Genomic DNA, 25,248 nt, shown 5'->3' with positions numbered 1-25,248 from the left:
CCGCGTGACGGCGGCACGGGCCGGTCAGACGACCGGCTGCAGCGCCAGCCCCTGCTGCACGATCGGCTCGACCAGCCAGTGGTCGACGAGCAGGAACGCGAACAGCGCCATCAGGTAGACGATGGAGTAGTTGAACACCTTCATCGCGTACAGCTCGTCCGGCGGATTCAGCAGGCGCACGGCGTAATACAGGAACGCCCCGCCCAGCACCGCGGCGCCGCCCAGGTAGACCAGGCCGCTCATCCCGGTCAGCGCCGGCAGCAGGGTCACCAGCACCAGCAGCACGGTGTAGAACAGGATGTGCCAGCGGGTGAACACCACGCCGTGGGTCACCGGCAGCATCGGCACCTGGGCGCGCGAGTAGTCGTCACGGCGGAAGATCGCCAGCGCCCAGAAGTGCGGCGGCGTCCACACGAAGATGATCAGGCACAGCTGCAACGCGTACGGGTGCAACGCACCGGTGACCGCGGTCCAGCCCAGCACCGGCGGAATCGCGCCGGCGAGGCCGCCGATCACGATGTTCTGCGGCGAGGCGCGCTTGAGGAACGCGGTGTAGATCACCGCATAGCCGATCAGCCCGGCGAACGTCAGCACCGCGGTCAGCGTGTTGACCAGCAGCACCAGCACCAGCATCGAGGCGATGCCCAGCAGCAGCGCGAACACGAAGACCTGGCGCGCATTGAGATGGCCGGTGGCCAGCGGCCGGTGTGCCGTGCGCACCATCACCTTGTCGATGCGCTGGTCGATCAGCTGGTTGAACGCGGCGGCCGACGACGACGCCAGCCAGATGCCCAGCGTGCCGAACACCAGCGCGCGCCACGGCGGCATCCCGGGTACGGCGAGGAACATGCCGATCACCGCGCAGAACACCAGCAGCGCGACGATGCGCGGCTTGGTCAGTAGCAGGTACTCGTGAAAAACGCTCATCTTCAGTGTCGCCCCAACGACAGGAACATCGATTCGTCATGCCGCCGCTGCGTGCGCGCCAGCGTGGCCAGCAAGGTGCACAGCAGCAGGGCCGCCACGCCATTGTGCGCGGTTGCCACGGCCAGCGGCAGGCCGAAGTACACGTTGCTGATGCCCAGCAGCACCTGGCCCGCCAGCGCCAGCGCGATCGCCAGGCCGCACACGCGCAGGCCACGCCGCGCTGTTCTGATCGACAGCCAGCCGAGGTAGCAGAACACCACCAGCGCGCCGAGCCGGTGCGCGATCTGGATCGCGCTGCGCGCGGCCATGTCGAGCACGCCGCCTTCGTAGTTGACGCCGATGCCGCGCCACAGCACGAAGCCTTCATGGAAGTCCGTCGGCGGCGCCCATTGGCCGAGGCACTGCGGGAACGAGCCGGGGCCGTAGCCGCAGGCCAGCGCCGCGTAGTTCGCCGAGGTCCAGCCGCCCAGCGCGATCTGGCACAGCAGCAACACGATGCCGATCGTCACCAGCCGGCGCAGGTCGGCGTGGCGTTCGTCCGCCGCCGCCACGCCGGCGAAACGCAGCGCCGCGTACGCCAGCAGCGCGAACGTGGCCATGCCGCCGAGCAGGTGGCCCATCACCACCACCGGCTTGAGCAGGAGCGTCACCGTCCACATGCCGAGCATCGCCTGGAAGATGATCACCGCCAGCGCGAGCACGCAGATCCTCCACGCGCCGGGACGCTGCAGCCGGATCGCGGCGAACAGCGGCAGCGCGATCGCGCAGGCCGCCAGCGCGGACGACCACATATGCTCGCCGCGCATGTACAAGCCCACCCCGAACGCCGCGAACAGCGCGCCGACGACCACCGCCAGCAACGTGCCGCGCCGGCGCCAGCTGGCGATCAGCGCCAGCAGCAGCACCAGCACGCCGAGCGTGCCGGCGAGGAAGCGGTGCACCTGCTCGCGCCAGGCCTTGTGTGCCTCGTACGGGCGATCCGGGAACGCCGCGTCGGCGTGCGCCACCGCCTGCGCGTGCTGCGGCCAGGTGACCTGGCCGTAGCAGGTCGGCCAGTCCGGGCAGGACAGGCCGGCGTTGGACAGCCGCACGAACGCGCCGAACATCACCAGCCCGAACGCGAACACCGCCGCGAACAGCGCCAGCCAGCGCAATACCCGCAGGGAGCGCGGCGAGATCACTTGATCACCTTCTGCAGGTCCTTGCGCAACCCGGACGGGTCGAACCCGGCGCGGTACAGCGACAACGCGGTGCCGTTGGATTCCACCAGCAGCGCACTCACGCTGTCCGGCGCGCTCGGCCGGAAAGCGGCCAGCTTGCCGTCGACATCCTCGCCGAGCTGCCAGTAGTTGCGCATGCCGTCGCGCGCGTCATTCGCCGGCGGCGTGCCCAGGTAGAGCAGGCGCAGGCGCGACTGGTTGCGGTTCAGCGTGACCCGCGCGGCGGCCATGCTGGTCAGCGCGGCCAGGCATTGCGTGGCGCAGTCGGGGCCGGCCAGCGCCACCAGGGTCAGCCGCGGCTCGCTGTCGCGCCAGGCGTAGGGCTGGCCATTCGCCAGCTGCACGCGCAACTGTTCGTCGACGAAATTGCGCTGCGGCAGGATCGGCTCGCCGTTGCCCTTGGTGCCGGGTTGCCAGCCGCTCCAGCTGAGCAGGCCGGCGACGATCATCGGCGCGACAAACGCCAGCACGATCAGCAGCAGGAAGATTCGGCTCTTGCGCACGGCGGCGGGATCAGCAGCTTTCATGGGACTTCATCAACCTTCGTGGAATCAGGATTTGCGCGGTTTGCGCTTGCGATGCACGACCAGCAGGATGACCACCGCGGCAAGCGCAAAGGTGAACCACTGGAACGCATAGGCGCGATGCCGCGCCGGCGGCATCGAGGAAACATCGAGGCTGCGCTCGCGCTCGTAGATCGCCGCCGGATCGGGATCCAGCGCAAGCACTCGCGGATACAGCCGGCGCCCGAGGTCAGCGGCGACCTGCGCCGGGTCCAGGAAGATCGCGCTCTTCGGCCATCGGACCTGTCGCGCCAGCGCGTTGCCACCCATCTCGAACCCGACCGGCGGCGGCGGCACATACAGCCCCCGCAAGCTCACCTTGCCGGTCGGCAGCGGCGGCACCTGGGGCGCCTTGTCGCTGCCGTTGCCGGGCAGAAAGCCCAGGTCGACCAGCAGCAACGACGAGCGACCGTCCAGCGCCAGCGGCGCGAACACCTGGATGCCGCCACGCCGGTCATGCTTCGGGTTGTCCAGCAGGTACAGGCGGTCGGCCAGGTAATGGCCGTCGACTTCCACCCGCGGGAAGCCGTCGGCCGGCGGCGAGTCGGCCACCCTGGCAAAGTCCTGCACCGGCGCGACGGCGGCCGCGGCATACCGTCGCAGAAGCGCTTCCTTGAAGTCGGCGCGATGCAGCTGCCAGACGCCCAGACGTATGAACAGCAACGCTCCGGCCACGGTCAGCAGCAGCGCCCACCACGAAGGACGGCGAAATCCGGTCACGCCGGGCGCCTGCCAGCGGCCGTTATACTGGCCATGTCGAACTGGATCGGATCAATCACGTGGAAACCATCTATAAAATTGCGCTGGTCGTGGTGCTGCTGGTGGTGATCTTCAGCCTCGGCCAGGCGCTGTACTTCATGATGACCGACAAGGACGACGACAAACGCACGGTGTGGGCGCTGACCCGTCGCATCGGCCTGTCGCTGCTGTTCATTGCCATGGTCGCGTTCGGCATCTGGATGGGCTGGCTGCACCCGCACGACGTCGGCCAGTGATTGTACCGGTTGTACCGCCAGCGCGCTCCCTCGGCACGGCCGGCTGAATCCCGCCGCCGCCGCGTCGGAACCAACAAAAAACCCGCCAATGGCGGGTTTTTTGTTGGTCTTCGCGAGAGGGATCCCCCGTCAAAGAATGTAGACGAACATGAACAGGCCGAGCCAGACCACGTCGACGAAGTGCCAGTACCACGCCACCGCCTCGAAGCCGAAGTGGTGGTCCTTGTCGAAATGCCCCTTCAGAACGCGCAGCCAGATCACCGCCAGCATGATCGTGCCCAGGGTCACGTGCATGCCGTGGAAGCCGGTGAGCATGAAGAAGGTCGAACCGTAGACGCCGCTGTGCAGGGTCAGGTTCAGTTCCTTGTAGGCCTCGATGTACTCGTGCGCCTGGAAGTACAGGAAGGTGGCGCCCAGCAGCACGGTCAACCCCAGAAACAGCAGGATCTTGCCGCGATGGCCGGCGCGCAGCGCGTGGTGGGCGATCGTCACGGTGACGCTGGAGGTGAGCAGGATCACCGTGTTGAGCAGCGGCAGCCCCCACGCCGGCACGGTGCGGAACGCGCCGCCGGCCTGTTCCGGGCCATTGCCGCCGTTGGCGCCCCAGGCGGCGGTGTAGTCGCTCCACAGGAATTCGTGGGTCAGCACGCCGTGGCCGTGACCGCCCAGCCACGGCACCGAGAACATGCGGATGTAGAACAGCGCGCCGAAGAATGCGCCGAAGAACATCACCTCGGAGAAGATGAACCACATCATGCCCATGCGGAACGAGGTGTCCACCTGGCTGTTGTAGCTGCCGGCCAGCGACTCGTTGATCACCGAGCGGAACCAGCCGAAGAACATGCCCAGCACGCCGATCACGCCGATGATCAGCACGGACTTGCCGAAACCGGTCTCGCCGGGCTCCGCGTTCAACCAGTGCGCGGCACCGAACACGGTGGTGAACATGACCACTGCGGCCACAAACGGCCAGTAGCTCTTGGCCGGAACGAAGTAAGCGTCGTGTTGCTGACCCATGGTGTAACCCCGTGGATTTCTCTTGATGACTTTGCCCCGTCACGCCGACCGGGGAACTGCACGCCGGTCGTCGAACACCCGGCCGGTTGAAGAAAACGTGTGACGCGTGGAACGCTATTTCATCAGCAGAATTTGCAGGAACGTCGACAGGTAGACCGCCAGCGCGACCACGGCAAGTATCGTGACCGTGCGCCGCACGCCACGACGGGACTTCCCGTCCGGCTGGACCGTTGCCGCATGAATCGTCTGCTGCGCCATGTCACTTTGCTCCCGAGATCATGCCGGCCGCGCGACCGGCATGACGGATGGACGATCAATCGTTGACGTGGCCGTGGGCCAGTTCATCGTCGTTGATCACCGGCGGCACTTCGAAGGTGTGGTGCGGCGCCGGCGACGGAATGGTCCACTCCAGGCCCTTGGCCCCTTCCCACACGCGATCGGTGGCCTTCTTCTTCGAGAAGAACGCGCAGTGGATCAGCACGCCCACGAAGATCAGCTGGGTGGCGCCGAACAGGAAGCCGCCGATCGAGCTGATCATGTTGAAGTTGGCGAACGCCACGTTGTAGTCGGGGATGCGGCGCGGCATGCCGGCCAGGCCCAGGAAGTGCTGCGGGAAGAACAGCACGTTGACCCAGACCACGCTGTTCCAGAAATGCACCTTGCCCCAGAACTCGCTGTACATGTTGCCGGTCCACTTCGGCATCCAGTAATACGCGGCGCCGATGATCGCGAACAGCGCACCGGTGACCAGCACGTAGTGGAAATGCGCCACGATGAAGTAGGTGTCGTGATACTGGAAGTCGGCCGGCACCAGCGCCATCATCAGGCCGGAGAAGCCGCCGATGGTGAACAGGATGATGAACGCGATCGCGAACAGCATCGGCGTCTCGAACGTCATCGAGCCGCCCCACATGGTCGCCACCCAGTTGAACACCTTCACGCCGGTCGGCACCGAGATCAGCATGGTGGCGTACATGAAGAAGATTTCGGCGCCCAGCGGCAGGCCCACCGCGAACATGTGGTGCGCCCACACGATGAACGACAGAAACGCGATGCAGGCGATCGCGAACACCATCGCCTTGTAGCCGAAGATCGGCTTGCGCGCGAAGGTCGGCACGATCTCCGAGATGATCCCGAACGCCGGCAGGATCATGATGTAGACCTCGGGGTGGCCGAAGAACCAGAAGATGTGCTGGTACAGCACCGGGTCGCCGCCGCCGCCCGGGTTGAAGAAGTTGGTGCCGAAGTACTTGTCGGTGAGCAGCATCGTCACCGCGCCGGCCAGCGCCGGCATCACCGCGATCAGCAGGAACGCGGTGATCAGCCAGCTCCACACGAACACCGGCATCTTCATCAGGTCCATGCCGGGCGCGCGCATGTTGAGGATGGTGGCAATGATGTTGATCGCGCCCATGATCGAGCTGATGCCCATCAAGTGGATCGCGAACACCGCGTAGGCCAGCGAGCTGCTCTGCAGCGACAGCGGCGGGTACATCGTCCAGCCGCCGGCCGGGCCGCCGCCGGGCAGGAACAGCGTGGACAGCAGCAGCGCGAACGCGAACGGCAGGATCCAGAACGACAGGTTGTTCATGCGCGGCAACGCCATGTCCGGCGCGCCGACCATCAACGGGATCATCCAGTTACCCAGGCCCACGAAGGCCGGCATGATCGCGCCGAAGATCATCACCAGCGCGTGCATGGCCGTCATTTCGTTGAAGAAATACGGCTGCATCAGCTGCATGCCCGGCTTGAACAGCTCGGCACGGATCAGCATGGCGAAGCTGCCGCCGATGAACAGCATCGTCAGCGAGAAAATCAGATACAGCGTGCCGATGTCCTTGTGGTTGGTGGACATGCACCAGCGCTGGAAGAAACCTTTCGGCGCGCCGTGGTGATCGTCGTGCTGATCATGGGTGGCTGCGTAGGACATGGCCTTGCACCTCTAACCTGGAATATGGAATGCGACTGCAAAAAAACTGTGCCGGAAAGGCGGCAAGCGGCCTCAGCCCTGCTTGCCGGCAACCGGAGCGGCGACCTGTGCGGTTTGCGGCGCCGGAGCAGGTGCCGCGGATGGCGCCTCCTGCTCGGCCAGCCACTTGGCGAAATCGGCCTTGGACTTCACCACCACCACGATCGGCATGAAGGCGTGGTCCTGGCCGCACAATTCGGCGCACTGGCCGCGATAGGTGCCCGGCGTGGTGAAGTTGGCCCACGCCGCGTTGATGATTCCGGGGATCGCGTCGATCTTCCAGCCGGTCGCCGGCACCCACCAGGAATGGATCACGTCGCCGCTGGTGATCACGAAGCGGATCTTGGTGTCGACCGGCACCACCAGCGGCTTGTCGACGTCAAGCAGGTAGGTGTTTTCGTCGCCGACCTTGACCGCGAACGGATCCATGCCCGAGCCGAGCTGACGGGTCTGATCGCTGCGCGTATCGAGCTTGGACATGAAGCCGACCTTGTCGATCGACTTGCCCATGTAGTCGACATAGTCGTAGCGCCACTTCCACTGGTAGCCGGTGACCTTGACGGTCATCTGCGAGCCGGTGGTGTCGGCCCAGGTGGTGAGGCCACCGGTGGCCATGTAGGCCAGGGTGATCAGGATCAGCACCGGGATGGTCGTCCAGACGACTTCCACCGTGGTGTTGTGCGACCACTTCTCGGCCACCGCGCCGCGCGATTTGCGGAAGCGGAACATCGCGATGAACATCGCGCCGAACACCAGCATGCCGATCACCGTACATACGGCCAGCGCGGTGTTGTTGAGGTGGTACGGCACGTGCGACCAAGTGCTCGCGCCGCGCTCCATGTTCAGCTGCCACGGGCCGGGAGCGGCCAGGGCCACGCTGCCGAACGATGCAAGGGCGAGCGCCGCCGTTGCCGTGAATGATCGCCTGATGCCGCCAGATGTCATGTCTTGCACCTTAGAGTCTGTATTCATAATCCAAGTACGTCGCGTTGCCCTGCAGCGGCTGGCAGGTGGTAGTCCGTGGTGAAGCCCATGCTGGTTGCATGGGCAAGCCGCGGGCTGCCGCATGACGGCCGCTGCAGGGCAACCCGCAGGGCCGGGTCTGTTTGCCCACGGAGCGGCGTCATCGCTCGGTCATGTATCGACATACATTCCCTCTCTCTTCCTTGCCCCGCGGGCAAACAGCTCCCGGCGCGGCGTACTTGGATTGTGAACACAGACTCTTTTGAACCTACTTGCGTAGCTGGTTGAAGTCGGCCAGCAACACCATGAGTTTCTTCGACAGCGCGACGCGCTCCTGGTCCGCCAGGAACGCGCCGATTTCCAGCTCGCGTCCGTGCGACGACAGCAGCAACCGCTGGCGCCCGTTGCCGGGCTCCAGCAGCACGCGTACCCAGTACGACTGGAAACGCATGCGGCGCGGGCCAGGCAGGGACTGCACCTCCAGCGACACGACGTCGAGGGTGATGCGCTCACTGCGGTCGCCGGCCCGCCAGGCCACGCTCAAGGCGATGGCCACGGCGGCGGATTCCACCAGGGCAAACAGCGGAGCGAACACGTTCCCCTGCCACACACCCAGTCCAGCCGTCATCAGCACCAGCGCTACCAGAACCACGATCAGTCGACGCAAACCGCGCCGGCTGAGCGTGCGATTGGGCTTGAGCCATATCGTCACGCGCGGCAAGCCGGCGGTAGCTGGTCGAAGCACGATCATGGGGATCCGGCGTGCCTGGAACGCCGGAATGATAGGCCGCGGCGGCGCAGCGGGCAAGAATGTCGCACCGAGTTGACTTGGATCAAGCGATCGGGCTAGGCCGCCGGGGCGTCTTCTAACGGCGTCCCGGCTCCCGCGAATCGCACGGCACGCGTACAATTCCACGTTTACCTCCGCATCCGCGGATCTTTGCGATAGACCCGTGACCCAGCCCATTCTCAGCCCCGAACTCCCCATCGACAGCACGCCCGCGCGCGCGCGCATCACCGCCGCCTGGCTGCGCGACGAGACCGAGGCCGTCAACGACCTGCTCGCCCAAGCCACCCTGCCCGCGACCGAACGCGAGCAGGTGATCGACCTCGCCGCCGGCCTGGTGTCGCGCGTACGCGCACGCGCCAAGGATCAGAGCGCGGTCGAATCCTTCATGCGCCAGTACGACCTGTCCTCCGAGGAAGGTGTGCTGCTGATGTGCGTGGCCGAGGCGCTGCTGCGCATTCCCGACAAGGCCACCGCCGACAAGCTGATCCGCGACAAGCTCGGCGAGGCGGACTGGAAGAAGCACCTGGGCCAGAGCGAGTCGCTGTTCGTCAACGCCTCGACCTGGGGCCTGATGCTCACCGGCCACCTGGTGAACCTCGCCGAGGACACCCGCCACGACGTCACCGGCGCGTTGAAACGGCTGGTCGGCCGCGCCGGCGAGCCGGCGATCCGCCTGGCGGTGCGCCAGGCGATGCGCATCATGGGCCACCAGTTCGTGATGGGCCGCAGCATCGACGAAGCACTGGACCGCTGCGCGAAGAAGGAATACGCGGTGTACCGCTACTCCTACGACATGCTCGGCGAGTCCGCGCTCACCGCCGAAACCGCCGAGCGCTACCAGGAAGACTACCGTCGTGCCATCGCCGCGATCGGCGCACGCGGCCCGTTCGCAAACCACACCGACGCCCCCTCGATCTCGGTGAAGCTGTCCGCGCTGCACCCGCGCTACGAGGTGGCCAAGCGCGAACTGGCGCGGCGCCAACTCACCGAGAAGCTGCTGGAACTGTCGCAGCTGGCGATGAAGTACGGCATCGCGCTGTCGGTCGACGCCGAGGAAGCCGATCGGCTCGAACTGTCGCTGGGCATCATCGGCGACGTCTTCGCGCATCCCTCGCTCGCCGGCTGGAACGGTCTGGGCATCGTGGTGCAGGCGTACGCCAAGCGCACCCCGTTCGTGATCGACTGGCTGATCGAGACCGCACGTGCGGCAAATCGTCGCTGGTACGTGCGCCTGGTGAAGGGCGCCTACTGGGACGCCGAGATCAAGCGCGCGCAGGAGAATGGTCTTGCCGGCTACCCGGTGTACACGCGCAAGCCGAACACTGACGTGTCCTACCTGGCCTGCGCGCGCAAGCTGTTCGACGCCGGCAACGAACTGATCTACCCGCAGTTCGCCACTCACAACGCGCACACCATCGCCGCCGTGCATCACATCGCGCGCGGCCGGCCGTTCGAGTACCAGCGCCTGCACGGCATGGGCACCGACCTGTACAGCGAAGTGATCGGCCCGCAGAACTTGAACGTGCCGTGCCGCGTGTACGCGCCGGTCGGCACGCACGAGGACCTGCTGCCGTACCTGGTGCGCCGCCTGCTGGAGAACGGCGCCAACACCAGCTTCGTCAACCGTGTCGTCGACGAGAGCGTGCCGGTGCGCACGCTGGTCGCCGACCCATGCGAGACCGTGCGTGCTTTCGCTTCGATCCCGCACCCGCGCATCCCGCTGCCGGTGAATATCTACAGTGAGGGTGCTGCGCTCGCGCAGCATTCGAATTTTGTATCCAGGAAGAATTCCATGGGCGCCAACTTCTCCAACGACAACGAACTGAAGGCGATGGCCGACGCGGTCAACGCCAACGCCGGTCCGTGGGCTGCTGCTCCGCTGGTGCCGGGCGCGAGCGCCAACGGCCCGACCGTGCAGGTGACCAACCCGGCCGACCGCCGCCAAAACGTGGGCAGCTACGTCAGCGCCGACAGCGCCACCGTCGACAAGGCACTGGCCAACGCGGTCGCCGCGCAGCCCGGCTGGGATCGCCTGCCCGCGGCCAGCCGCGCCGCGATCCTCGAACACGCCGCCGAGCAGCTCGAAGCGCGCCGCGGCGAGTTCATCGCACTGTGCGTGCGCGAGGCCGGCAAGAGCCTGCCCGACGCGATCGCCGAGATCCGCGAGGCGGCCGACTTCCTGCGCTACTACGCCGCCATGTCGCGCCGCCTGTTCGGCCAGCCCGAACAGCTGCCCGGCCCGACCGGCGAAAGCAACCAACTGTTCCTCAATGGCCGTGGCGTGTTCGTCTGCATCAGCCCGTGGAACTTCCCGCTGGCGATCTTCCTGGGCCAGGTCAGCGCCGCGCTGGCTGCCGGCAACAGCGTGATCGCCAAGCCGGCCGAGCAGACTTCGCTGATCGGTCACGCCGCGGTGAAGCTGTTGCACGACGCCGGCATCCCGCTCGACGTGCTGCAATACCTGCCCGGCGACGGCGCCACCGTCGGTGCGGCCCTGACGAAGGATCCGCGCGTATCCGGCGTCGCCTTCACCGGCTCCACCGACACCGCGTGGGCGATCAACCGCGCGCTCGCCGCGCGCAACGCGCCGATCGCCGCGCTGATCGCCGAGACCGGCGGCCAGAACGCGATGATCGCCGACTCCTCCGCCCTGCCCGAGCAGATCGTCAAGGACGTGATCGCCTCCGCCTTCCAGTCCGCCGGCCAGCGCTGCTCCGCCGCGCGCGTGCTGTTCGTGCAGGAAGACATCGCCGACAAGGTCTGCGCGATGCTCACCGGCGCGATGGCCGAGCTGAAGGTCGGCGATCCGGGCCAGCTGTCCACCGACGTGGGCCCGGTGATCGACGCGGACGCGCTGAAGATCCTGGTCGACCACGCCGCGCGGATGGACACCGAAGCGAAGAAGATCGGCGAAGTCGTACTCGATCCGGCGACCACCGCGCACGGCACCTTCTTCGCCCCGCGCGCCTACGAAATTCCCTCGCTGGCCACGCTGACCCGCGAAGTATTCGGCCCGGTGCTGCACATCGTCCGCTGGAAGGGCAGCGAGCTGGCTCGCGTGGTCGAACAGATCAACGCCACCGGCTACGGCCTCACCCTGGGCGTGCACAGCCGCATCGACGACACCGTCGAGTACATCGCCAGCCACGCCCGCGTCGGCAACTGCTACGTCAACCGCAACCAGATCGGCGCGGTGGTCGGCGTGCAGCCGTTCGGCGGCGAGAACCTGTCCGGCACCGGCCCCAAGGCCGGCGGCCCGCACTACCTGCTGCGCTTCGCCGGCGAACGCACGCTCACCATCAACACCACCGCCGCCGGCGGCAACGCCTCGCTGCTGACGATCGGCGAGTAAGCCGTCCAAGAATAGCCTCGCATCATTGTTACGACGCGAGGCTACGAGTACGGTTCATGCGGTCACAGGGAGCGTCCAGCGTGTCGAAACCCAAGAAAGGCCAAACCGAATTCGTCCAGTGGATGGAACCGCTGCTTGATTGCCTGCGCGCGCTTGGCGGCTCGGCCAGGCCAAAGGAAGTTTCCAACTGGATCGCGCGTGAGCTACGCCTGCCACCAGAGATCACCGAAGTTACGATCAAATCCGGCGCTAACCGCTTCCATAATCAGGTTCAGTGGGCACGCCAGTATTTGGTCTGGGAAGGCTTGTTGGACGACAGCAAGCGCGGCATTTGGGCACTGAGCCCACTGGGCTGGAAAACCAGGATTGATGACGACGCGGCGCGAACCATATTCCTGAATCGGGTGAGGGCAAGCCAATCTCTACGCAAACAACACGCCTCAAGTGATGCTCTGCCAGTACCTGAAACCGCAGATACCGCACCGCCCGAAGAGTCGCAAGAGCTGGATCTTCTGGATGTCCTCAAAGGCTTGCCACCTTATGGCTTTGAGCTGATCTGCGGTCGGTTGCTTCGCGAACATGGGTTTGAGGATGTTGAGGTTACTCAACGCTCGCGGGACGGCGGTATCGATGGTTACGGACTACTCCGATTAAGTCCGTTCGTAAGCCTGCGTGTGGCATTCCAAGCCAAGCGGTTCAAGGATGTGGTTTCGCGCAGCTCCGTAGGTGAATTCCGCAACGCCCTGCTTGGCCGTGCTGAGAAAGGCGTATTTATCACCACAGGTCGCTTCACCACAGATGCAGAGAGCGAAGCATCTCGCGACGGCGTGGTTCCCATCGAGCTGATCGACGGTGAACAGTTGGTACAACTCTTCCAAGATGCAGGTATCGGCGTGAAGCCGAAGACCATCTACGAAATCGATCACGCGTTTTTCGATCAGTTCCGGCACGAACCGTAGCCCGCTGTAATTCAGTCCGCACGCGGCTGGCAATCAGTACGGCGTGGTGCTGATCAGTGCCTGCTCCACCGCGCACTGCCCGGCATCTACCGCTGCTGTCGACTGGCGATACACCGCCAGCTCGCGCCGTGCCGATTCCGCGTCCTGCCGGAACGCCGGCGACGCGTGCAGCGCCGCCACCACGATCGCGGCATTCATCGCGCCGGCCTCGATCGCGCTGTGATTGTGCGCGCCGCAGACCACCCGGCTGTCGGCGTAGGCGCGGGCGCGCAGGTCGATGCCGGTGGCGCGGTCCGGCGCCAACTCGGCCAGGATCAGGCCGATCGTCCAGCTCCAGGTCGCATGGCCGGACGGATAGTCGAAACTTTTCGCCAGGTGTTCCTTCGATTCGCAGACTGCGCCGTCGTCGATCTGGAATGGCCGCTGGCGGCGGTTCGCCAGCTTCACCGGCGTGTTGACGTGGTTCGCATCAGCACCGGCGCGATCGAGCAGGTTCACCAGCTGCGGCAGTTGCGCCGCGTCCAGCGGCACGCCGACCGCGCAACTGAAACCGCGCAGCATCGCCGGCGTGGCGCCGTCGACATCGCTGGTCGCCAGCGTCCAGCGCGGCGTGCCCTGCCACTGGCGGGTGGCCTTGAAGATCTGCCGATCCGCTTCGTAGCGGGCCGAGCCGGCTCGCGGCGCTGCCGGCAGCACGGCCGTGGCCTGTGGTAACTGCGCCGCGGCCAGATAGCCGACCGGCTCCTTCGTACCGCCGTCGGCAGTCCGGGTCGGCCGATCTGCGCTTGCACAACCGCCAAGGATCAGCGCGCCTGCCAGCAGCAAGCCAAAACGGTATGACAACGGACAGTGTGTGTGCTGCGGCATGCGATGACCTCCGGGGCGTTGGCGGCGCGGATGTTGTGCGGCGCGCAAACGGCACGGCACCCGTGCATGTTATAGAAACCCCTTCGCCGCCGGCCTGTGCCGGCAGGCCTACGTCGGAGCATTCGCAGCATGGCACGTCCCGCCGGCATGATCGGCCCACCTCTTGTCGCCAGCCCGCCCAACGCGACCGACGACCCGCGCTACACCGCCGCGGAATTCCCGCCGAACAAGCTGCTGTACCTGGTGCAATTGGCGGATGCGCGCGGCATCGACAGTCGCCCCTGGTTCGCCGGACTGGCGCTGAATCGCGCGCAGATCGCCGACCCCGCGCTGCGCGTGTCGTATCGCCAGGCCGCCAGTTTCGTGCGCCGCGCGCTGCAGGCGCTGGACGTGCCCGATGCGGGCCTGCGCATCGGCCGCGAGGGCACCATCGGCGGCTTCGGCCTGCTCGGCCTGGCGATGATGACCTCGCGCACGCTGGGCGACGCGATGTTCGCCGGCATCGCCCATCACAAGATCTGCGGCTGCCTGCTCGACGTCGGCGTCGAACCGATCAGCGAGCGCGAAGTGGCGCTGGTGGCGTGGCCGCGTTTTGGCGACACCGAACTGATGCCGTTCTTCTGCGAGGAACTGTTCGCCAGCTGCCTGATGATCGCGCGTGAACTGGTCGGGCCGGAACTGCGTCCGCTGCGCGTCGAATTCGCCTATCCGCAACCCGCCTACGCCGCCGAGTACGCCACGCTGTTCGCGTGCGCGGTGCGCTTCGGCGCGACACGCAACCGGCTGATCCTCGACACCCAATGGCTGGCCCGCCCGCTGCCGGGCTACAACCCGCTCACCGCGAAACAGGCGCTGGCGCTGTGCGCGCAGCAACGCACGCCCGACGGCGGCGAGCCGCATCAGGAAATCGTCGCCGCGGTGGAACGGCTGCTGCGCAGTCAGCTGTCGCAACAGCCCAGGCTCAACGACGTGGCGCGCACGCTCAACCTCAGCGAGCGCTCGCTGCGGCGCAAGCTGGCCGAGAGCGGGCGCATCTTCCGCGAGATCCACGACCGCGTGCGCGCCGAACGTGCGCTGCAACTGCTGCAGGCCGGCACGCTGAGCGTGGCCCAGGTCGGCAACGAGGTCGGTTTCAACGACCCGCGCGAGTTCCGTCGCGCGTTCAAGCGCTGGACCGGCATGCCACCGCAGGATGCCCGCCGCGCCACCGCCTGACGGACCGATTTCACCCATCTGGCCGTTGTGCCCCCCACGCCTTGGCCGTTTTGCCCTCCCCCTTGGCGGCGGATTGAGGGACAGTGGACCCATTCGCGGCATCCGATCCGAATGGGGAGTTCAAGATCATGCGCAAGCTGTTCATCAGCGTGGCCATCGCCGTCGCGCTCGCCGGTTGCGGCAAATCCGAACCGGCACCACAGGCTGCCGGCGACGCCAGTTTCGAGGCGAAGCTGCAGGAGCAGTTGCTGGACGCCAAGCCCGGCAGCGTGATCGACATTCCGGCCGGGCACTACGCGCTCAAGCGGGGTTTGAGCCTGCGCACCGACGGCGTCACCATCCGCGGCGCCGGCATGGATAAGACCGTGCTGTCGTTCAAGGGCCAGGTGGTGGGGCCGGAAGGCCTGCTGGTGAACGCCAGCGACTTCACCATCGAGAACCTCGCGCTGGAAGACACCAAGGGCGACGCGCTGAAGATCAACCAGGGCAAGAACATCACCATCCGCGGCGTGCGCGTGGAATGGACCGGCGGCCCGCAGACCACGAATGGTGCCTACGGCCTGTACCCGGTGAAGACGCACAACGTGCTGATCGAGAATTCGGTGGTGATCGGCGCCTCCGATGCCGGCATCTACGTGGGCCAGTCGGACAACATCATCGTGCGCAACAACCGCGCCGAGTACAACGTGGCCGGCGTGGAGATCGAGAACTCGGTGCACGCCGACGTCTACGGCAACACCGCCACCAACAACACCGGCGGCATCCTGGTGTTCAACATGCCGAACCTGTCGCAGGAAGGCCACAGCACCCGCGTGTTCAAGAACAAGGTGTATGCGAACAACACCGACAACTTCGCCGCCAAGGGCGCCGCGGTGGCCAGCGTGCCGGCCGGCTCCGGCGTGGTGGTGAACTCCAACGACAAGGTGGAGATCTTCGACAACGACATCGCCGACAACAAGACGGCGAACGTGATCGTGGCCAGCTACTTCTCCACCAACTACTACAACACCCGCGGCGTGGCGCCGAACTACAACCCTTACCCTAAGGGCATTTCGATCTACGGCAACCGGCTCAAGGGCGGCGGCGACTCGCCGGACGGGATCAAGCTGAAGACGCTGAAGACCGCGATGTACGGCCTCACCGGCCACTTCCCGGACGTGCTGTGGGACGGCTACGTCGACCCGAAGAGCCTGGTCGACGGCCTGCCGCCGGCAGCCGACCGCATCTGCATCCAGGACGTCAACGGCGTGATCAACGCCGACGGCCCGCACGACTACAAGAACCCTGGCACCGACATGAAGCCGTATCAGTGCACGCTGCCGAAACTGTCGGTGGTGGTGCTGGACCCGGAACCGAAGGCATGACGGTGATGAAGTTCGCAAGGCATGCATGGACGCTGTTCGCGCTGTTGCTGCTGGCCGGCTGCCAGCGCGGCATGCCGCCGGTGGCGTTCCACGCCGACGGCCGCCCGGCGAAGCTCAGCGACTGGCACGTGGTCGAAGTGCGCGACGGCAAGCTGCAACTCAACGACGGCGTGGTGCCGTACGACCTCAACACGCCGCTGTTCACCGACTACGCGCACAAGCTGCGCACGGTGTGGATGCCGAAGGGCACGACGGCGAAATACCACCCCACCGACACGCTGGACTTTCCGGTCGGCACGGTGATCAGCAAGACGTTCTATTACCCGCGCGCAGCCGACGGCAAGTTCGGCGACGTGGCGCGCAACGACGACTACTCGCGCGACTTCGCCGGCCAGGGGCTGGACATGGCGAACGTGCGCCTGATCGAGACGCGCATCCTGGTGCATCGCCAGGACGGCTGGGCGGCGATCCCGTACGTGTGGAACGACGCGCAGACCGAAGCCACCCTCGCGCGCACCGGCGCGGTGTTGCCGCTGACCCTGGTCGACGCGGACAGCGCGCGCGAGGACTTCAACTACGTGGTGCCCGACGAGAGCCAGTGCCAGAGCTGCCACGCACAGGACTGGATCGACCGCAAGGTGCACCCGATCGGCCCGAAGGCGCGCCACATCAACAAGGACTACCACTACGCCAGCGGCGCCGAGAACCAACTCGCCCACTTGGCGAAGCTCGGCTACCTCAGTGGTCTGCCCGCGCCGGCCGACATTCCGCGCGAGGCGAACTGGGAAGACACCCACGCCACGCTGGACGCCCGCGCACGCGCCTACCTCGACATCAACTGCGGCCACTGCCACAACGCGAACGGCGCGGCGAACACCACCGGCCTCACCCTCGACGTCGGCACGCCGGAAGACCGCCACCTCGGCATCTGCAAGCCGCCCACCGCGGCCGGCCAGGGCACCGGCGACCACTTCTTCGACATCGTGCCGGGCCAGCCGGACGAGTCGATCCTGCCGTACCGGCTGGCCTCGAACGTGCCGGGCGTGATGATGCCGGAGATCGGCCGCAGCACCGTGCACCGCGAAGGCGTGGCGCTGATCAAGGCGTGGATCGCGGCGCAGCCGGGGAGCTGCGTGGCGATCCACTGATTCCACCATGACACCCGTGCGCGGCTGCCCGCAGCCGCGCGATCCGATGCAAGGGGAGAGCACCGAATGAGCATGCGCCAACGTCCACTTTCGATCAGCCTGCGCCGGCTGTTGTTCGGCGGCAGCGCCCTGCTGTTGCTGGGCAGCCCGCTGCTCGCGTTCGGCGCCGATGCGCCGCCGCAGGATGCCGCCGACGCCACCAAGCCGGCGACCGCCGCCAAGGACGTCACCCAGCTCGGCAAGATCACGGTGACCGCGCAAAGTCGCTCGCAGGAGATGCAGGAGGTGCCGATTCCGCTGCAGATCGTCACCGCCAGGCAGGTCGACACGCTGGCCGCCACCGACCTGAGCAAGATGAGCCTGTTCGTGCCCGGCCTGGTCGTCGGCGGCGATCAGCCGACCCAGCCCAACTATCAGCTGCGCGGCATCAGCACCGACGACTTCGGCATCGGCACCGAGTCGGCCGTGGGCGTGTACATCGACGGCGTCTACGCTGCGCGCTCCGGCGGCGCGCTGCTGGCGTTCAACGACATTCAGCGGATCGAGGTGCTGAAGGGCCCGCAGGGCACCCTGTTCGGCCGCAATGCGGCCGCCGGTGCGATCTCGATCGTCACCAACGAACCCAGCGACCGATTCGAGGCCAAGGCACGCCTGCGCTTCGGCAACTACGGCAAACGCTACGGCGATGCACTGGTCAACATTCCGCTGAACCGGGACATGGCGCTGCGCGTCAGCGTGCTGGACAACCAGAGCAGCGGCTGGGTCAAGGATGCCGCCACCGGCCGGCACTACGGCAAGGACAACGACTGGGGCACACGAGCAGCCTGGCGCTGGAATGTCGCCCCGGACACGCGCGTGCTGCTGTCGTGGGATCACGAAAAACTGAAGCAGCCGCCGCACCCGGCTTTCGGGCTGATTGCGCAGTCGGATTACGTGCTGCGACCCGGCACGACCGACACCCTGGTGCCGCCGTTCCCGGCCAATCCGGCGAACTACCTCAACCCGCTGCATGCACCGCTGTACAACGACGCCGTCGGCGCGGCCGAAACGCGTCGCTTCGACGGCGCCACGCTGAGCGTGGACCACAGCTTCAGCTGGGGCAGCCTCACCTCGACCACCGCGTGGCGCAACTTCGATACGCTCAACCGTGGTGACTATGACGGCACCAGCAACATCAACACCTACCTCGACACCGCCAACATCGAGCACAACAACAGCTGGTATCAGGAGTTCAAGCTGTCCGGCAACACCGATCTGGTCGACTGGGTCGCCGGGGCCAGCTGGTACAACGAGCAGGCGCGACAGACCAGCCAGACCAACGTATACACCGACAGCATCGACACGCTGGCGTTGAATCTGGGCGTTCCGACCGGCACGCCGACCGGCACCATCTACGGCTATTTCGATTCGTTGCTGCGAGCGTTCGACCTGCCGTATCGCCTGCTCGACGATCCATGGCGCGAGGCGATCAGCAACGATGGCCATTTCAAGGCCTACGCCGCCTACGGTGACGTGATCTGGCACCTCACCGACCGGCTCAACCTCACCACCGGCATCCGCTACACGCGCGACCAGAAGACGTTTTCCTGGTACAACGCGCCGCGCTACGCGCCGGAGTTGGACCGGACACTGGACCAGCTTGACCAGGCCGGCCTGCTCGACTTCGCCGCGGCGCTCGCCGGCACGACCAAGGATGCGCTGCGCCAGAGTCTCTCGACGAACCTGATCTTCACCGACGCGGTCGGCACTCCGGTCGCCTTCCACGACACCTGGAACGACCTCAGCCCGCGTGCCGTGCTGGATTACAAATTCACCCCCGACACGATGGGCTACGTCTCGGTCACCAAGGGCTACAAGGCCGGCGGTTACAACAGCGTGCAGATCGGCTCGCGCTTCGCGCCGGAGAAGGTGATCAACTACGAGGCCGGCATCAAGACGCTGCTCCCGCAGCAGAACCTGCTGCTCAACGCGTCCGTTTACCACTATGTCTACAACAACCGCCAGTCGCTGACGCTCGATCCGAACAGCGCCGGTTCCGGCGTGCCACGCTACCTGGTCAACAGCAGCGACCAGCAAGCCAGCGGAGCGGAAGTGGAGCTGCAATGGCAGCCGAGCGACGCGTTCCAGCTCGGACTCAATGGAGCCTACATCGACGCCACTTACCGCCAGGCCACTGCAGCATCCGGGGTGCAGCTGGACGGCCAGCCGACCGGCGAGCCGAAGTATTCGTTCGCCGCCACACTGGCCTATACCTGGCACGACGTGGCGAACGGCAAGCTGGAGTTCGACCTCAACCACGCTTATCGCGGCCGGTCGCGCTGCAACCGCGATTCGCAGCTGCAGGGCACCTGCCAGATCAGCCCGAACTTCGACACTGGCACCGCGCAGCAGCGCACCGACGCGCGGCTGGACTGGAGCTCCGCCGACGACCACTGGGGCATCGCGCTGTTCGCCAGCAACGTGTTCGACAAGCGCTACGTGACGGGGGTGAACAATATCTCCACCAGCGTGTTCGGCACGCCGTACGCCAGCATCTCGCCACCGCGTATGGTAAGCGTCGAATTGCGCGCGAAATTCTGAGAGCACCATGACCCAAAGCAGCCACCTGACCGCCGACCTGCAACGCCTGCGCGAGGCGCAGGCGCGCGAGCCGATGCCGACCTGGCCGCAGCGCGCGCAACGCCTGCGTGCGCTGGAAACCATGCTGCTCGAACAACGCGCGGCCTTCGCTGCGGCGATCAACGCCGACTTCGGCCAGCGCCCGGCCGAGGAAACCGACCTGCTGGAGATTTTCCCCAGCCTGTCGGCGATCCGTCATGCGCTCGGCCACGGCCGGCGCTGGATGAAGCCGCGGCGGCGCCTCGCCGGTCTGCTGTTCCTGCCCGCGCGCACCGAGCTGCGGCCGCAGCCGCGCGGCGTGGTCGGCATCATCGTGCCGTGGAACTACCCGCTGTACCTGGCCGTCGGTCCGCTGGTCGACGCGCTGGTTGCCGGCAATCGCGCGATGCTGAAGATGAGCGAGTTCACCCCGCGCTTCTCGGCGCTGTTCGCCGAACAGGTGGCGAAGTACTTCCCGCCCGATGAAGTGATCGTGGCGAACGGCGACGCCGCGGTGGCGCAGGCATTCTCCGCACTGCCGTTCGACCACCTGCTGTTCACCGGCTCCACCGCGGTCGGCCATCACGTGATGCGCGCGGCCGCGGCGAACCTGACCCCGGTGACGCTGGAGCTGGGCGGCAAGTCGCCGGCGATCATCGGCCCGGGCGCGCGCTTCGAACACGCGGTGGAGCGCATCGTGTTCGGCAAGCTGGTCAACGCCGGGCAGACCTGCATCGCGCCGGACTACGTGCTGCTGCCGCGCGCGCGCGAGGCCGAGTTCATCGACCTGGCCGGCAAGGCGATGGCGCGGATGTATCCGCAGCTGGGCCAGAGCACGCAGTACGCCAGCATCGTCTCCGACCGCCAGTACCAGCGCCTGACCAACCTGCGCGATGGTGCGCTGGCCGCTGGCGCGCACGCGCATCCGCTCGGCGAGGCGACGGAAGATCCGGCCCGCCGGCTGCTGCCGCCGCAGCTGCTGACCGGGGTCGACGACAGCATGGCGGTGATGCGCGAGGAGATCTTCGGCCCGCTGCTGCCGCTGCTGCCGTACGACTCGCTGGACGAGGCGATCGCCTACGTCGGTGCACACGCGCACCCGCTGGCGCTGTACCTGTTCGAACACGATCAGGCCCGCATCGACCGGGTGCTGGCGCGCACCCACGCCGGCGGCGTCAGCGTCAACGACACGCTGTACCACATCGCCCAGCACGACCTGCCGTTCGGCGGCGTCGGCGCCTCCGGCATGGGCGGCTACCACGGCGAGGCCGGCTTCCGCACGTTCTCGCACCTGAAGCCGGTATTCCGCCAGGCCCGCTGGAACGGTGCCGGCCTGCTCAATCCACCGTACGGCGCACGCTTCCGGCGCATGCTGGCGTTGTTGTTGAAGCGCGGTTGAACCGGCGGCCGCGGCCCGCCGCCGGCCGGCCGCGCTCCTGCTACCCTCGCGGATGGTGCCGGGACCGGCCCGGCCATGCCTCCGATGGGTCTCGCCATGCAATGTTTCGTCTATGCCAGCCTGCGCAAGACCGACAGCTACCTGTGGCTGGCGCAGCGCGACGCGTTCGACACGCTGCCCGAGCCACTGGTGCTGCTGCTGGGTGAACTGCGCTTCGTGATGGAAGTGCAGCTGGACGAGCAGCGCAGGCTGCCGGTCGAGGACACCGAGCAGGTGCTCGAACACCTGCGCGCGCAGGGCTGGCACCTGCAATTGCCGCCGCAGGAAACCCTGGCCGCCGCCAATCATCCCGCCTATACGCATTCGCCGAGGAATGATCGGGACGAGTGAATCGCGCATCATGTCGCCGGCGTTAACACTTGGTTACCGTCTGCACATCCAACGATTTCTATACTGTCCCCATGACCCAGCCCAAATCGCGCCGCCGCCCTCCGTTCCTGCATGCCTTGGCCTGGTTCATTCCGGGCCTGCTCGCGGTCGCCGTCGCCGGCCTGGTCACCCATCCGCTGACCCTGCTGCCGCTGCTGCTGGCGAACGCGCTGACCATGGCGGCGATCTGCCACGCGATCGGCTTCGACCCCGAGCCGCGCTTCGGCCGCACCGTACTGCGCCGCGGCGCCGCGCACCTGGTGATGTTCACCGGCTACACCGTGCTGGTATTCGTGCTGGTCGCCTGGCCGATGCTGCAGCTGACCCATGAACCCAGCCTCAGCGCGGCGCTGGTGCTGGCCGCGGCGCTGGTGCTGGCGCTGGTCGCGCTGTGGCGGCTGTGGCCGGCGTTCGGCCTGGTGTTCGTGTGGGACGACGCCTACCCGAGCCAGCGCGACGGCTCGTGGATCTTCACCGCCACCTTGCGCAGCATCGCGTTCGGCCGTCACCTGTCGCGCGAGGAACGTTTCTTCAGCCACTTCCTGCCGGCCGCGTTCGCGCTGCTGGTGCTGGCGTTCGGCGCGATCGCGCTGACCGGCCTGTACGGCGTGCTGCCGGCGGAGCCGCGCGTCGCCGCGCTGGCGATCTACGGCGTGCTGCTGTTGCCGCTGGGCTGCCTGGTGATCGCCAACCGCACGCTGCGCGCGCTGCTGTGCGAACGCCACCAGCCGCGCCGGCGTGCCGATCGCGCGCCGGCCGCCGCACCGCGTCCGGTGCTGAGCGAGCAGGAACGCACCGCCGGCACGCCGGAACAGGCCGCCGCCCTGCTGGCCGCCACCCGCGACGGCGACATCGAGCGCGCGCTGGCCCTGGTCGAGGCCGCTGCCGACCCCGACACCGCGCCCGCCGCCGACGACCGCGACCAGCGCCCGGTGCTGATGCTGGCCGCGCTGCTGCCCGATACCCGCCTGCTGCGCGCGCTGATCGCCAAGGGCGCCGACGTGAACCGCGCCAGCGGCGGCATCACCCCGCTGCTGGCCGCCACCCGCGACAGCTGGCACGGCCGCGCCGAGGCGGTGCTGACCCTGCTCGCCAACGGCGCCAGTCCGCTGGTCACCGACGCCGAGGGCAACACGCCGCTGCACGGCGCCGTGCTCAGTGCCGACGCCGGCGTGGCGGCGATGCTGCTGGACGCTGCCGCACCGATCAATGCGCTGAACAAGGCCGGCATCAGCCCGCTCGCCACCGCCTGCCGCGCCGCCAACTGGCCGCTGGCGAAATTCCTGCTGGAGCACGGCGCCAAGCCGGCCCCGGCCAACGGCGAGCCGGCGCTGGTCGCCGCCGCCGGCATCGCCGACGATGATGTGGAAGGAGTGAAGCTGCTGCTCAAGCATCGCGCCGCGGTCAACGCGGTCGATGCGCGGCAACGGCATGCGCTGCTCGGCGCCGCCGCCGAAGGCCACGAGCAGATCGCCCGCGCGCTGTGTGCCGCCGGCGCCGACGTCAACCTGGTCGACCGCCACGGCAGCAGCGCACTGATGGAAGCGGCGCGCGCCGGTGCCGGCGGCATCGTGCAGCTGCTGGCCGAGGCGAAAGCCGACGCCGGCCTGCGCGACAGCCACGGCCGCGACGCACTGACCCTGGCTTGCCAGTCGCCGCGTGCGCACGGCGAAACCGTGCGCGCGCTGCTGGCGCTGGGCGCCGAGCCGAAGACCGCCGGCAGCGACGGTCGCAGCGCGCTCGATCACGCCGCCGCCGCCGGACGCTGGGACCTGGTCGCCCTGCTCGATCCGGACACGCCGCTGCCGGCCAGCCTCAGCCAGGACGTGCTGGGCGAAGGCAGCGACACCCCGGCGCACTTGCTCGACGCGTTGCGCTTCGGCCACTGGGCGATCGTCTCCGGCTTCGTCGAGCGCGTGCGCGAATGGCCGCAGCCGGAGCTGGCCCGGTTGTACCTGGAGCTGGCCACGCCGGGCCTCGACGCAGCCCGCCGCTGGCTGCTCGACCACGGCCTGGATGCCGAAGCCCGACTGGAAGCGCCGCGCATCGACGACGCCGAAACCGCCGACGCGCCGCCCCTGCCGCCACTGGGCCAGCGTCTGTTCGACGCCTTGCTGCAGCAACTGCCGGACGCCACCGAAGCGCTGGACGACCTGCTGCAGGCCGGTGCCAGCCCGGCCGGCACCGGCCTGCTGGCGCAGGCGCTGGTGCACTTGAACGGAGCCGCCCAGGGCGCCGCGCTGCCGCTGAACCTGCTTGAACGCGGCGCCGATCCGTTCGGCGCGGACGCCCGCGAACGCACCCCGCTGCAGCTGGCCGTGGTCAACGCACAACTGCCGCTGCTGCAGGCCCTGCTGGCCCGCGGCTGCGATCCGAACACGCGCGACCGCGACGGTTGCACGCCGCTGTTCGCCGCGCTGGAACACGGCGCGCAGGCGCTGCCGCTGGTGCGTGCGCTGATCGCCCACGGCGCGAATCCCGAAGCGGCCGACGCGAACGGCGAAACCCCGCTGGGTCTGGCACTGGAGCATCCGGCGGTGGAGCGCTGGCTCGACTGGCGCGACTGGCCGCGGCCGAACCGTGCGCTGCGCGCCGACGACCTGCCCGCCGCCGCCAAGGCCGGCGCACTGGCCAGCGTGCAACGCCTGCTGGAACTGGGCTTCGCGGTGGACACCCGCGACGGCCAGGACGCCACCGCATTGCTGCATGCGTGCGGCGCCGGCCATCGCGACATCGCCGCCTGCCTGCTCGACGCCGGCGCCGACCCGTCGCTGGCCGCGCGCAGCGGCGTGACCCCGCTGGCCGCCGCAGTGGCCGCGCGCCGCGAGGCCCTGGTCGCGCTGCTGCTGCAACATGAAGTCGCGGTCGACCAGCGCCTGCCGAACGAAGCCACCGCCTTGATGGTGGCCGCGGCCATGGGTTATCCGGACGTCGCCGAGCAGCTGCTGGATGCCGGCGCCGACGTCAACGCGGTCGACGACGCCGGCCGCAGCGCGCTGCACGCGGCCGCCCAGTTCGGCTTCGAACACAACGACAGCCTGCGCGCGCGGCGCCTGTTCGACGGCCTACTCAAGCACGGCGCCGACATCAACCACGCGGACAACGAAGGCAAGACGCCGTTGCTGCTGTTGCTCGGCGCACAGCTGCGCCCGGGCAGCGAATGCGACGCCACCCACATCGGTGCACTGGTGCCGCTGCTGCTGGATGCCGGCGCCAGGGTGGAACACGCCGACCAGCGCGGCGTCACCGCGCTGCACGCCTGCGCCATGCACGCGCTGCTGCCGCCGGCGCGCGTGCTGCTGTCGCGCGGCGCCGACCGCAACGCGGCCGATGCGTTCGGGCGCACCGCGGCCGACGTGGCGCGGCAGCTGGGCTACGTCGACATCGCCCACGAACTGGCCGCGCGCAGCGGCGCGATCCCCAGCGTGCGGCAGACCCTGCGCCGGCCGGCGCAGCCGTCGGATTAGGGACGC

20 protein-coding genes are annotated in these 25,248 nt (G+C 67.6%); 10 read left to right on the top strand and 10 right to left on the bottom strand.

The window, feature by feature from the left end; genetic code table 11:
* Positions 1-24 precede the first annotated feature (24 nt).
* Genes cyoE through ASG75_RS14565 form a run of 4 tightly spaced genes read right to left on the bottom strand, consistent with a single transcriptional unit; the run spans position 25 to position 3,430 of the window.
* Positions 25-927, bottom strand: a complete 903-nt coding sequence (cyoE, locus tag ASG75_RS14580) for a heme o synthase (RefSeq protein ID WP_056391092.1) — start codon at positions 925-927, stop codon at positions 25-27.
* Between the two features lie 2 nt (positions 928-929).
* Entirely contained in the window at positions 930-2,105 is a 1,176-nt protein-coding gene (locus tag ASG75_RS14575; RefSeq protein ID WP_056391394.1) for a COX15/CtaA family protein, read from the bottom strand.
* The gene (locus ASG75_RS14570; RefSeq protein WP_056391089.1) at positions 2,105-2,674 is read right to left on the bottom strand and encodes a hypothetical protein; all 570 of its coding nucleotides are present in this window, start codon (positions 2,672-2,674) and stop codon (positions 2,105-2,107) included. Before ASG75_RS14570 ends, ASG75_RS14575 begins: the two co-directional genes overlap by 1 nt.
* 24 nt (positions 2,675-2,698) lie before the next feature.
* Complete coding sequence (locus ASG75_RS14565; RefSeq protein ID WP_056391086.1) at positions 2,699-3,430, bottom strand: SURF1 family protein; 732 nt, start codon at positions 3,428-3,430, stop codon at positions 2,699-2,701.
* Positions 3,431-3,489: 59 nt separating this feature from the next.
* Between ASG75_RS14565 and ASG75_RS14560 the strand changes: the two genes are divergently transcribed.
* Complete coding sequence (locus ASG75_RS14560; RefSeq protein ID WP_007514059.1) at positions 3,490-3,705, top strand: twin transmembrane helix small protein; 216 nt, start codon at positions 3,490-3,492, stop codon at positions 3,703-3,705.
* A 129-nt stretch (positions 3,706-3,834) separates the two neighbouring features.
* Here the strand turns inward: ASG75_RS14560 and ASG75_RS14555 are convergent, their stop codons facing one another.
* The 5 genes from ASG75_RS14555 to ASG75_RS14540 all read right to left on the bottom strand — a co-directional run bounded on the left by ASG75_RS14555 (position 3,835) and on the right by ASG75_RS14540 (position 8,360).
* Positions 3,835-4,722, bottom strand: a complete 888-nt coding sequence (locus ASG75_RS14555; RefSeq protein WP_056391083.1) for a cytochrome c oxidase subunit 3 — start codon at positions 4,720-4,722, stop codon at positions 3,835-3,837.
* A gap of 114 nt (positions 4,723-4,836) precedes the next feature.
* Positions 4,837-4,980 carry a hypothetical protein gene (locus ASG75_RS16590; protein WP_200935715.1) on the bottom strand — a complete coding sequence of 48 codons (144 nt, stop codon included), beginning with the start codon at positions 4,978-4,980 and terminating at the stop codon, positions 4,837-4,839.
* 55 nt (positions 4,981-5,035) lie between these two features.
* Positions 5,036-6,652: a cytochrome c oxidase subunit I gene (gene ctaD, locus ASG75_RS14550; protein ID WP_056391079.1), complete on the bottom strand. Its 1,617-nt coding sequence runs from the start codon at positions 6,650-6,652 to the stop codon at positions 5,036-5,038.
* Positions 6,653-6,724: 72 nt separating this feature from the next.
* On the bottom strand, positions 6,725-7,636 hold the full coding sequence (gene coxB, locus ASG75_RS14545; RefSeq protein ID WP_056391077.1) for a cytochrome c oxidase subunit II: 912 nt from the start codon (positions 7,634-7,636) through the stop codon (positions 6,725-6,727).
* A 286-nt stretch (positions 7,637-7,922) separates the two neighbouring features.
* Positions 7,923-8,360, bottom strand: coding sequence for a DUF2244 domain-containing protein (locus ASG75_RS14540; protein ID WP_056391392.1), 438 nt, complete (start codon positions 8,358-8,360; stop codon positions 7,923-7,925).
* A gap of 247 nt (positions 8,361-8,607) precedes the next feature.
* Here ASG75_RS14540 and putA point away from each other — a divergent pair, with 247 nt between their 5' ends.
* Both putA and ASG75_RS14530 read left to right on the top strand, forming a co-directional pair.
* Positions 8,608-11,796 carry a bifunctional proline dehydrogenase/L-glutamate gamma-semialdehyde dehydrogenase PutA gene (gene putA / locus ASG75_RS14535; RefSeq protein WP_056391074.1) on the top strand — a complete coding sequence of 1,063 codons (3,189 nt, stop codon included), beginning with the start codon at positions 8,608-8,610 and terminating at the stop codon, positions 11,794-11,796.
* Between the two features lie 80 nt (positions 11,797-11,876).
* Complete coding sequence (locus tag ASG75_RS14530; protein WP_082547639.1) at positions 11,877-12,755, top strand: restriction endonuclease; 879 nt, start codon at positions 11,877-11,879, stop codon at positions 12,753-12,755.
* A 33-nt stretch (positions 12,756-12,788) separates the two neighbouring features.
* Here ASG75_RS14530 and ASG75_RS14525 read toward each other — a convergent pair whose 3' ends face one another.
* On the bottom strand, positions 12,789-13,622 hold the full coding sequence (locus tag ASG75_RS14525; protein ID WP_082547630.1) for a phosphatase PAP2 family protein: 834 nt from the start codon (positions 13,620-13,622) through the stop codon (positions 12,789-12,791).
* 129 nt (positions 13,623-13,751) lie between these two features.
* On the opposite strand from ASG75_RS14525, the gene ASG75_RS14520 reads away from it, so the two are divergent.
* From ASG75_RS14520 to ASG75_RS14490, 7 genes are all read left to right on the top strand, one after another.
* Positions 13,752-14,837, top strand: a complete 1,086-nt coding sequence (locus tag ASG75_RS14520; protein WP_056391068.1) for an AraC family transcriptional regulator — start codon at positions 13,752-13,754, stop codon at positions 14,835-14,837.
* Between the two features lie 128 nt (positions 14,838-14,965).
* Positions 14,966-16,201, top strand: a complete 1,236-nt coding sequence (locus ASG75_RS14515) for a parallel beta-helix domain-containing protein (protein WP_056391386.1) — start codon at positions 14,966-14,968, stop codon at positions 16,199-16,201.
* Positions 16,198-17,349 carry an SO2930 family diheme c-type cytochrome gene (locus ASG75_RS14510; protein ID WP_056391065.1) on the top strand — a complete coding sequence of 384 codons (1,152 nt, stop codon included), beginning with the start codon at positions 16,198-16,200 and terminating at the stop codon, positions 17,347-17,349. The genes ASG75_RS14515 and ASG75_RS14510 overlap by 4 nt, the downstream gene beginning before the upstream one ends.
* A gap of 66 nt (positions 17,350-17,415) precedes the next feature.
* Complete coding sequence (locus ASG75_RS14505; RefSeq protein WP_056391064.1) at positions 17,416-19,929, top strand: TonB-dependent receptor; 2,514 nt, start codon at positions 17,416-17,418, stop codon at positions 19,927-19,929.
* A 7-nt stretch (positions 19,930-19,936) separates the two neighbouring features.
* Positions 19,937-21,346: a coniferyl aldehyde dehydrogenase gene (locus tag ASG75_RS14500; RefSeq protein ID WP_056391060.1), complete on the top strand. Its 1,410-nt coding sequence runs from the start codon at positions 19,937-19,939 to the stop codon at positions 21,344-21,346.
* Between the two features lie 96 nt (positions 21,347-21,442).
* On the top strand, positions 21,443-21,736 hold the full coding sequence (locus ASG75_RS14495) for a YcgL domain-containing protein (RefSeq protein WP_056391381.1): 294 nt from the start codon (positions 21,443-21,445) through the stop codon (positions 21,734-21,736).
* A 71-nt stretch (positions 21,737-21,807) separates the two neighbouring features.
* Complete coding sequence (locus ASG75_RS14490) at positions 21,808-25,242, top strand: ankyrin repeat domain-containing protein (protein WP_056391058.1); 3,435 nt, start codon at positions 21,808-21,810, stop codon at positions 25,240-25,242.
* Positions 25,243-25,248 lie beyond the last annotated feature (6 nt).

The organism is Rhodanobacter sp. Soil772, from assembly GCF_001428385.1.
Taxonomy (GTDB): Bacteria; Pseudomonadota; Gammaproteobacteria; order Xanthomonadales; family Rhodanobacteraceae; genus Rhodanobacter.
This window is presented reverse-complemented; position numbering and strand designations above follow the sequence as displayed.

Coding starts and splice junctions, on each gene's coding strand:
- ASG75_RS16590 (WP_200935715.1), bottom strand. CDS start 4,980: ATGGCGCAGCAGACGATTCATGCGGCAACGGTCCAGCCGGACGGGAAG.
- ctaD (WP_056391079.1), bottom strand. CDS start 6,652: ATGTCCTACGCAGCCACCCATGATCAGCACGACGATCACCACGGCGCG.
- cyoE (WP_056391092.1), bottom strand. CDS start 927: ATGAGCGTTTTTCACGAGTACCTGCTACTGACCAAGCCGCGCATCGTC.
- ASG75_RS14525 (WP_082547630.1), bottom strand. CDS start 13,622: ATGCCGCAGCACACACACTGTCCGTTGTCATACCGTTTTGGCTTGCTG.
- ASG75_RS14570 (WP_056391089.1), bottom strand. CDS start 2,674: ATGAAAGCTGCTGATCCCGCCGCCGTGCGCAAGAGCCGAATCTTCCTG.
- ASG75_RS14555 (WP_056391083.1), bottom strand. CDS start 4,722: ATGGGTCAGCAACACGACGCTTACTTCGTTCCGGCCAAGAGCTACTGG.
- coxB (WP_056391077.1), bottom strand. CDS start 7,636: ATGACATCTGGCGGCATCAGGCGATCATTCACGGCAACGGCGGCGCTC.
- ASG75_RS14520 (WP_056391068.1), top strand. CDS start 13,752: ATGGCACGTCCCGCCGGCATGATCGGCCCACCTCTTGTCGCCAGCCCG.
- ASG75_RS14500 (WP_056391060.1), top strand. CDS start 19,937: ATGACCCAAAGCAGCCACCTGACCGCCGACCTGCAACGCCTGCGCGAG.
- ASG75_RS14510 (WP_056391065.1), top strand. CDS start 16,198: ATGACGGTGATGAAGTTCGCAAGGCATGCATGGACGCTGTTCGCGCTG.
- ASG75_RS14490 (WP_056391058.1), top strand. CDS start 21,808: ATGACCCAGCCCAAATCGCGCCGCCGCCCTCCGTTCCTGCATGCCTTG.
- ASG75_RS14495 (WP_056391381.1), top strand. CDS start 21,443: ATGCAATGTTTCGTCTATGCCAGCCTGCGCAAGACCGACAGCTACCTG.
- ASG75_RS14505 (WP_056391064.1), top strand. CDS start 17,416: ATGAGCATGCGCCAACGTCCACTTTCGATCAGCCTGCGCCGGCTGTTG.
- ASG75_RS14515 (WP_056391386.1), top strand. CDS start 14,966: ATGCGCAAGCTGTTCATCAGCGTGGCCATCGCCGTCGCGCTCGCCGGT.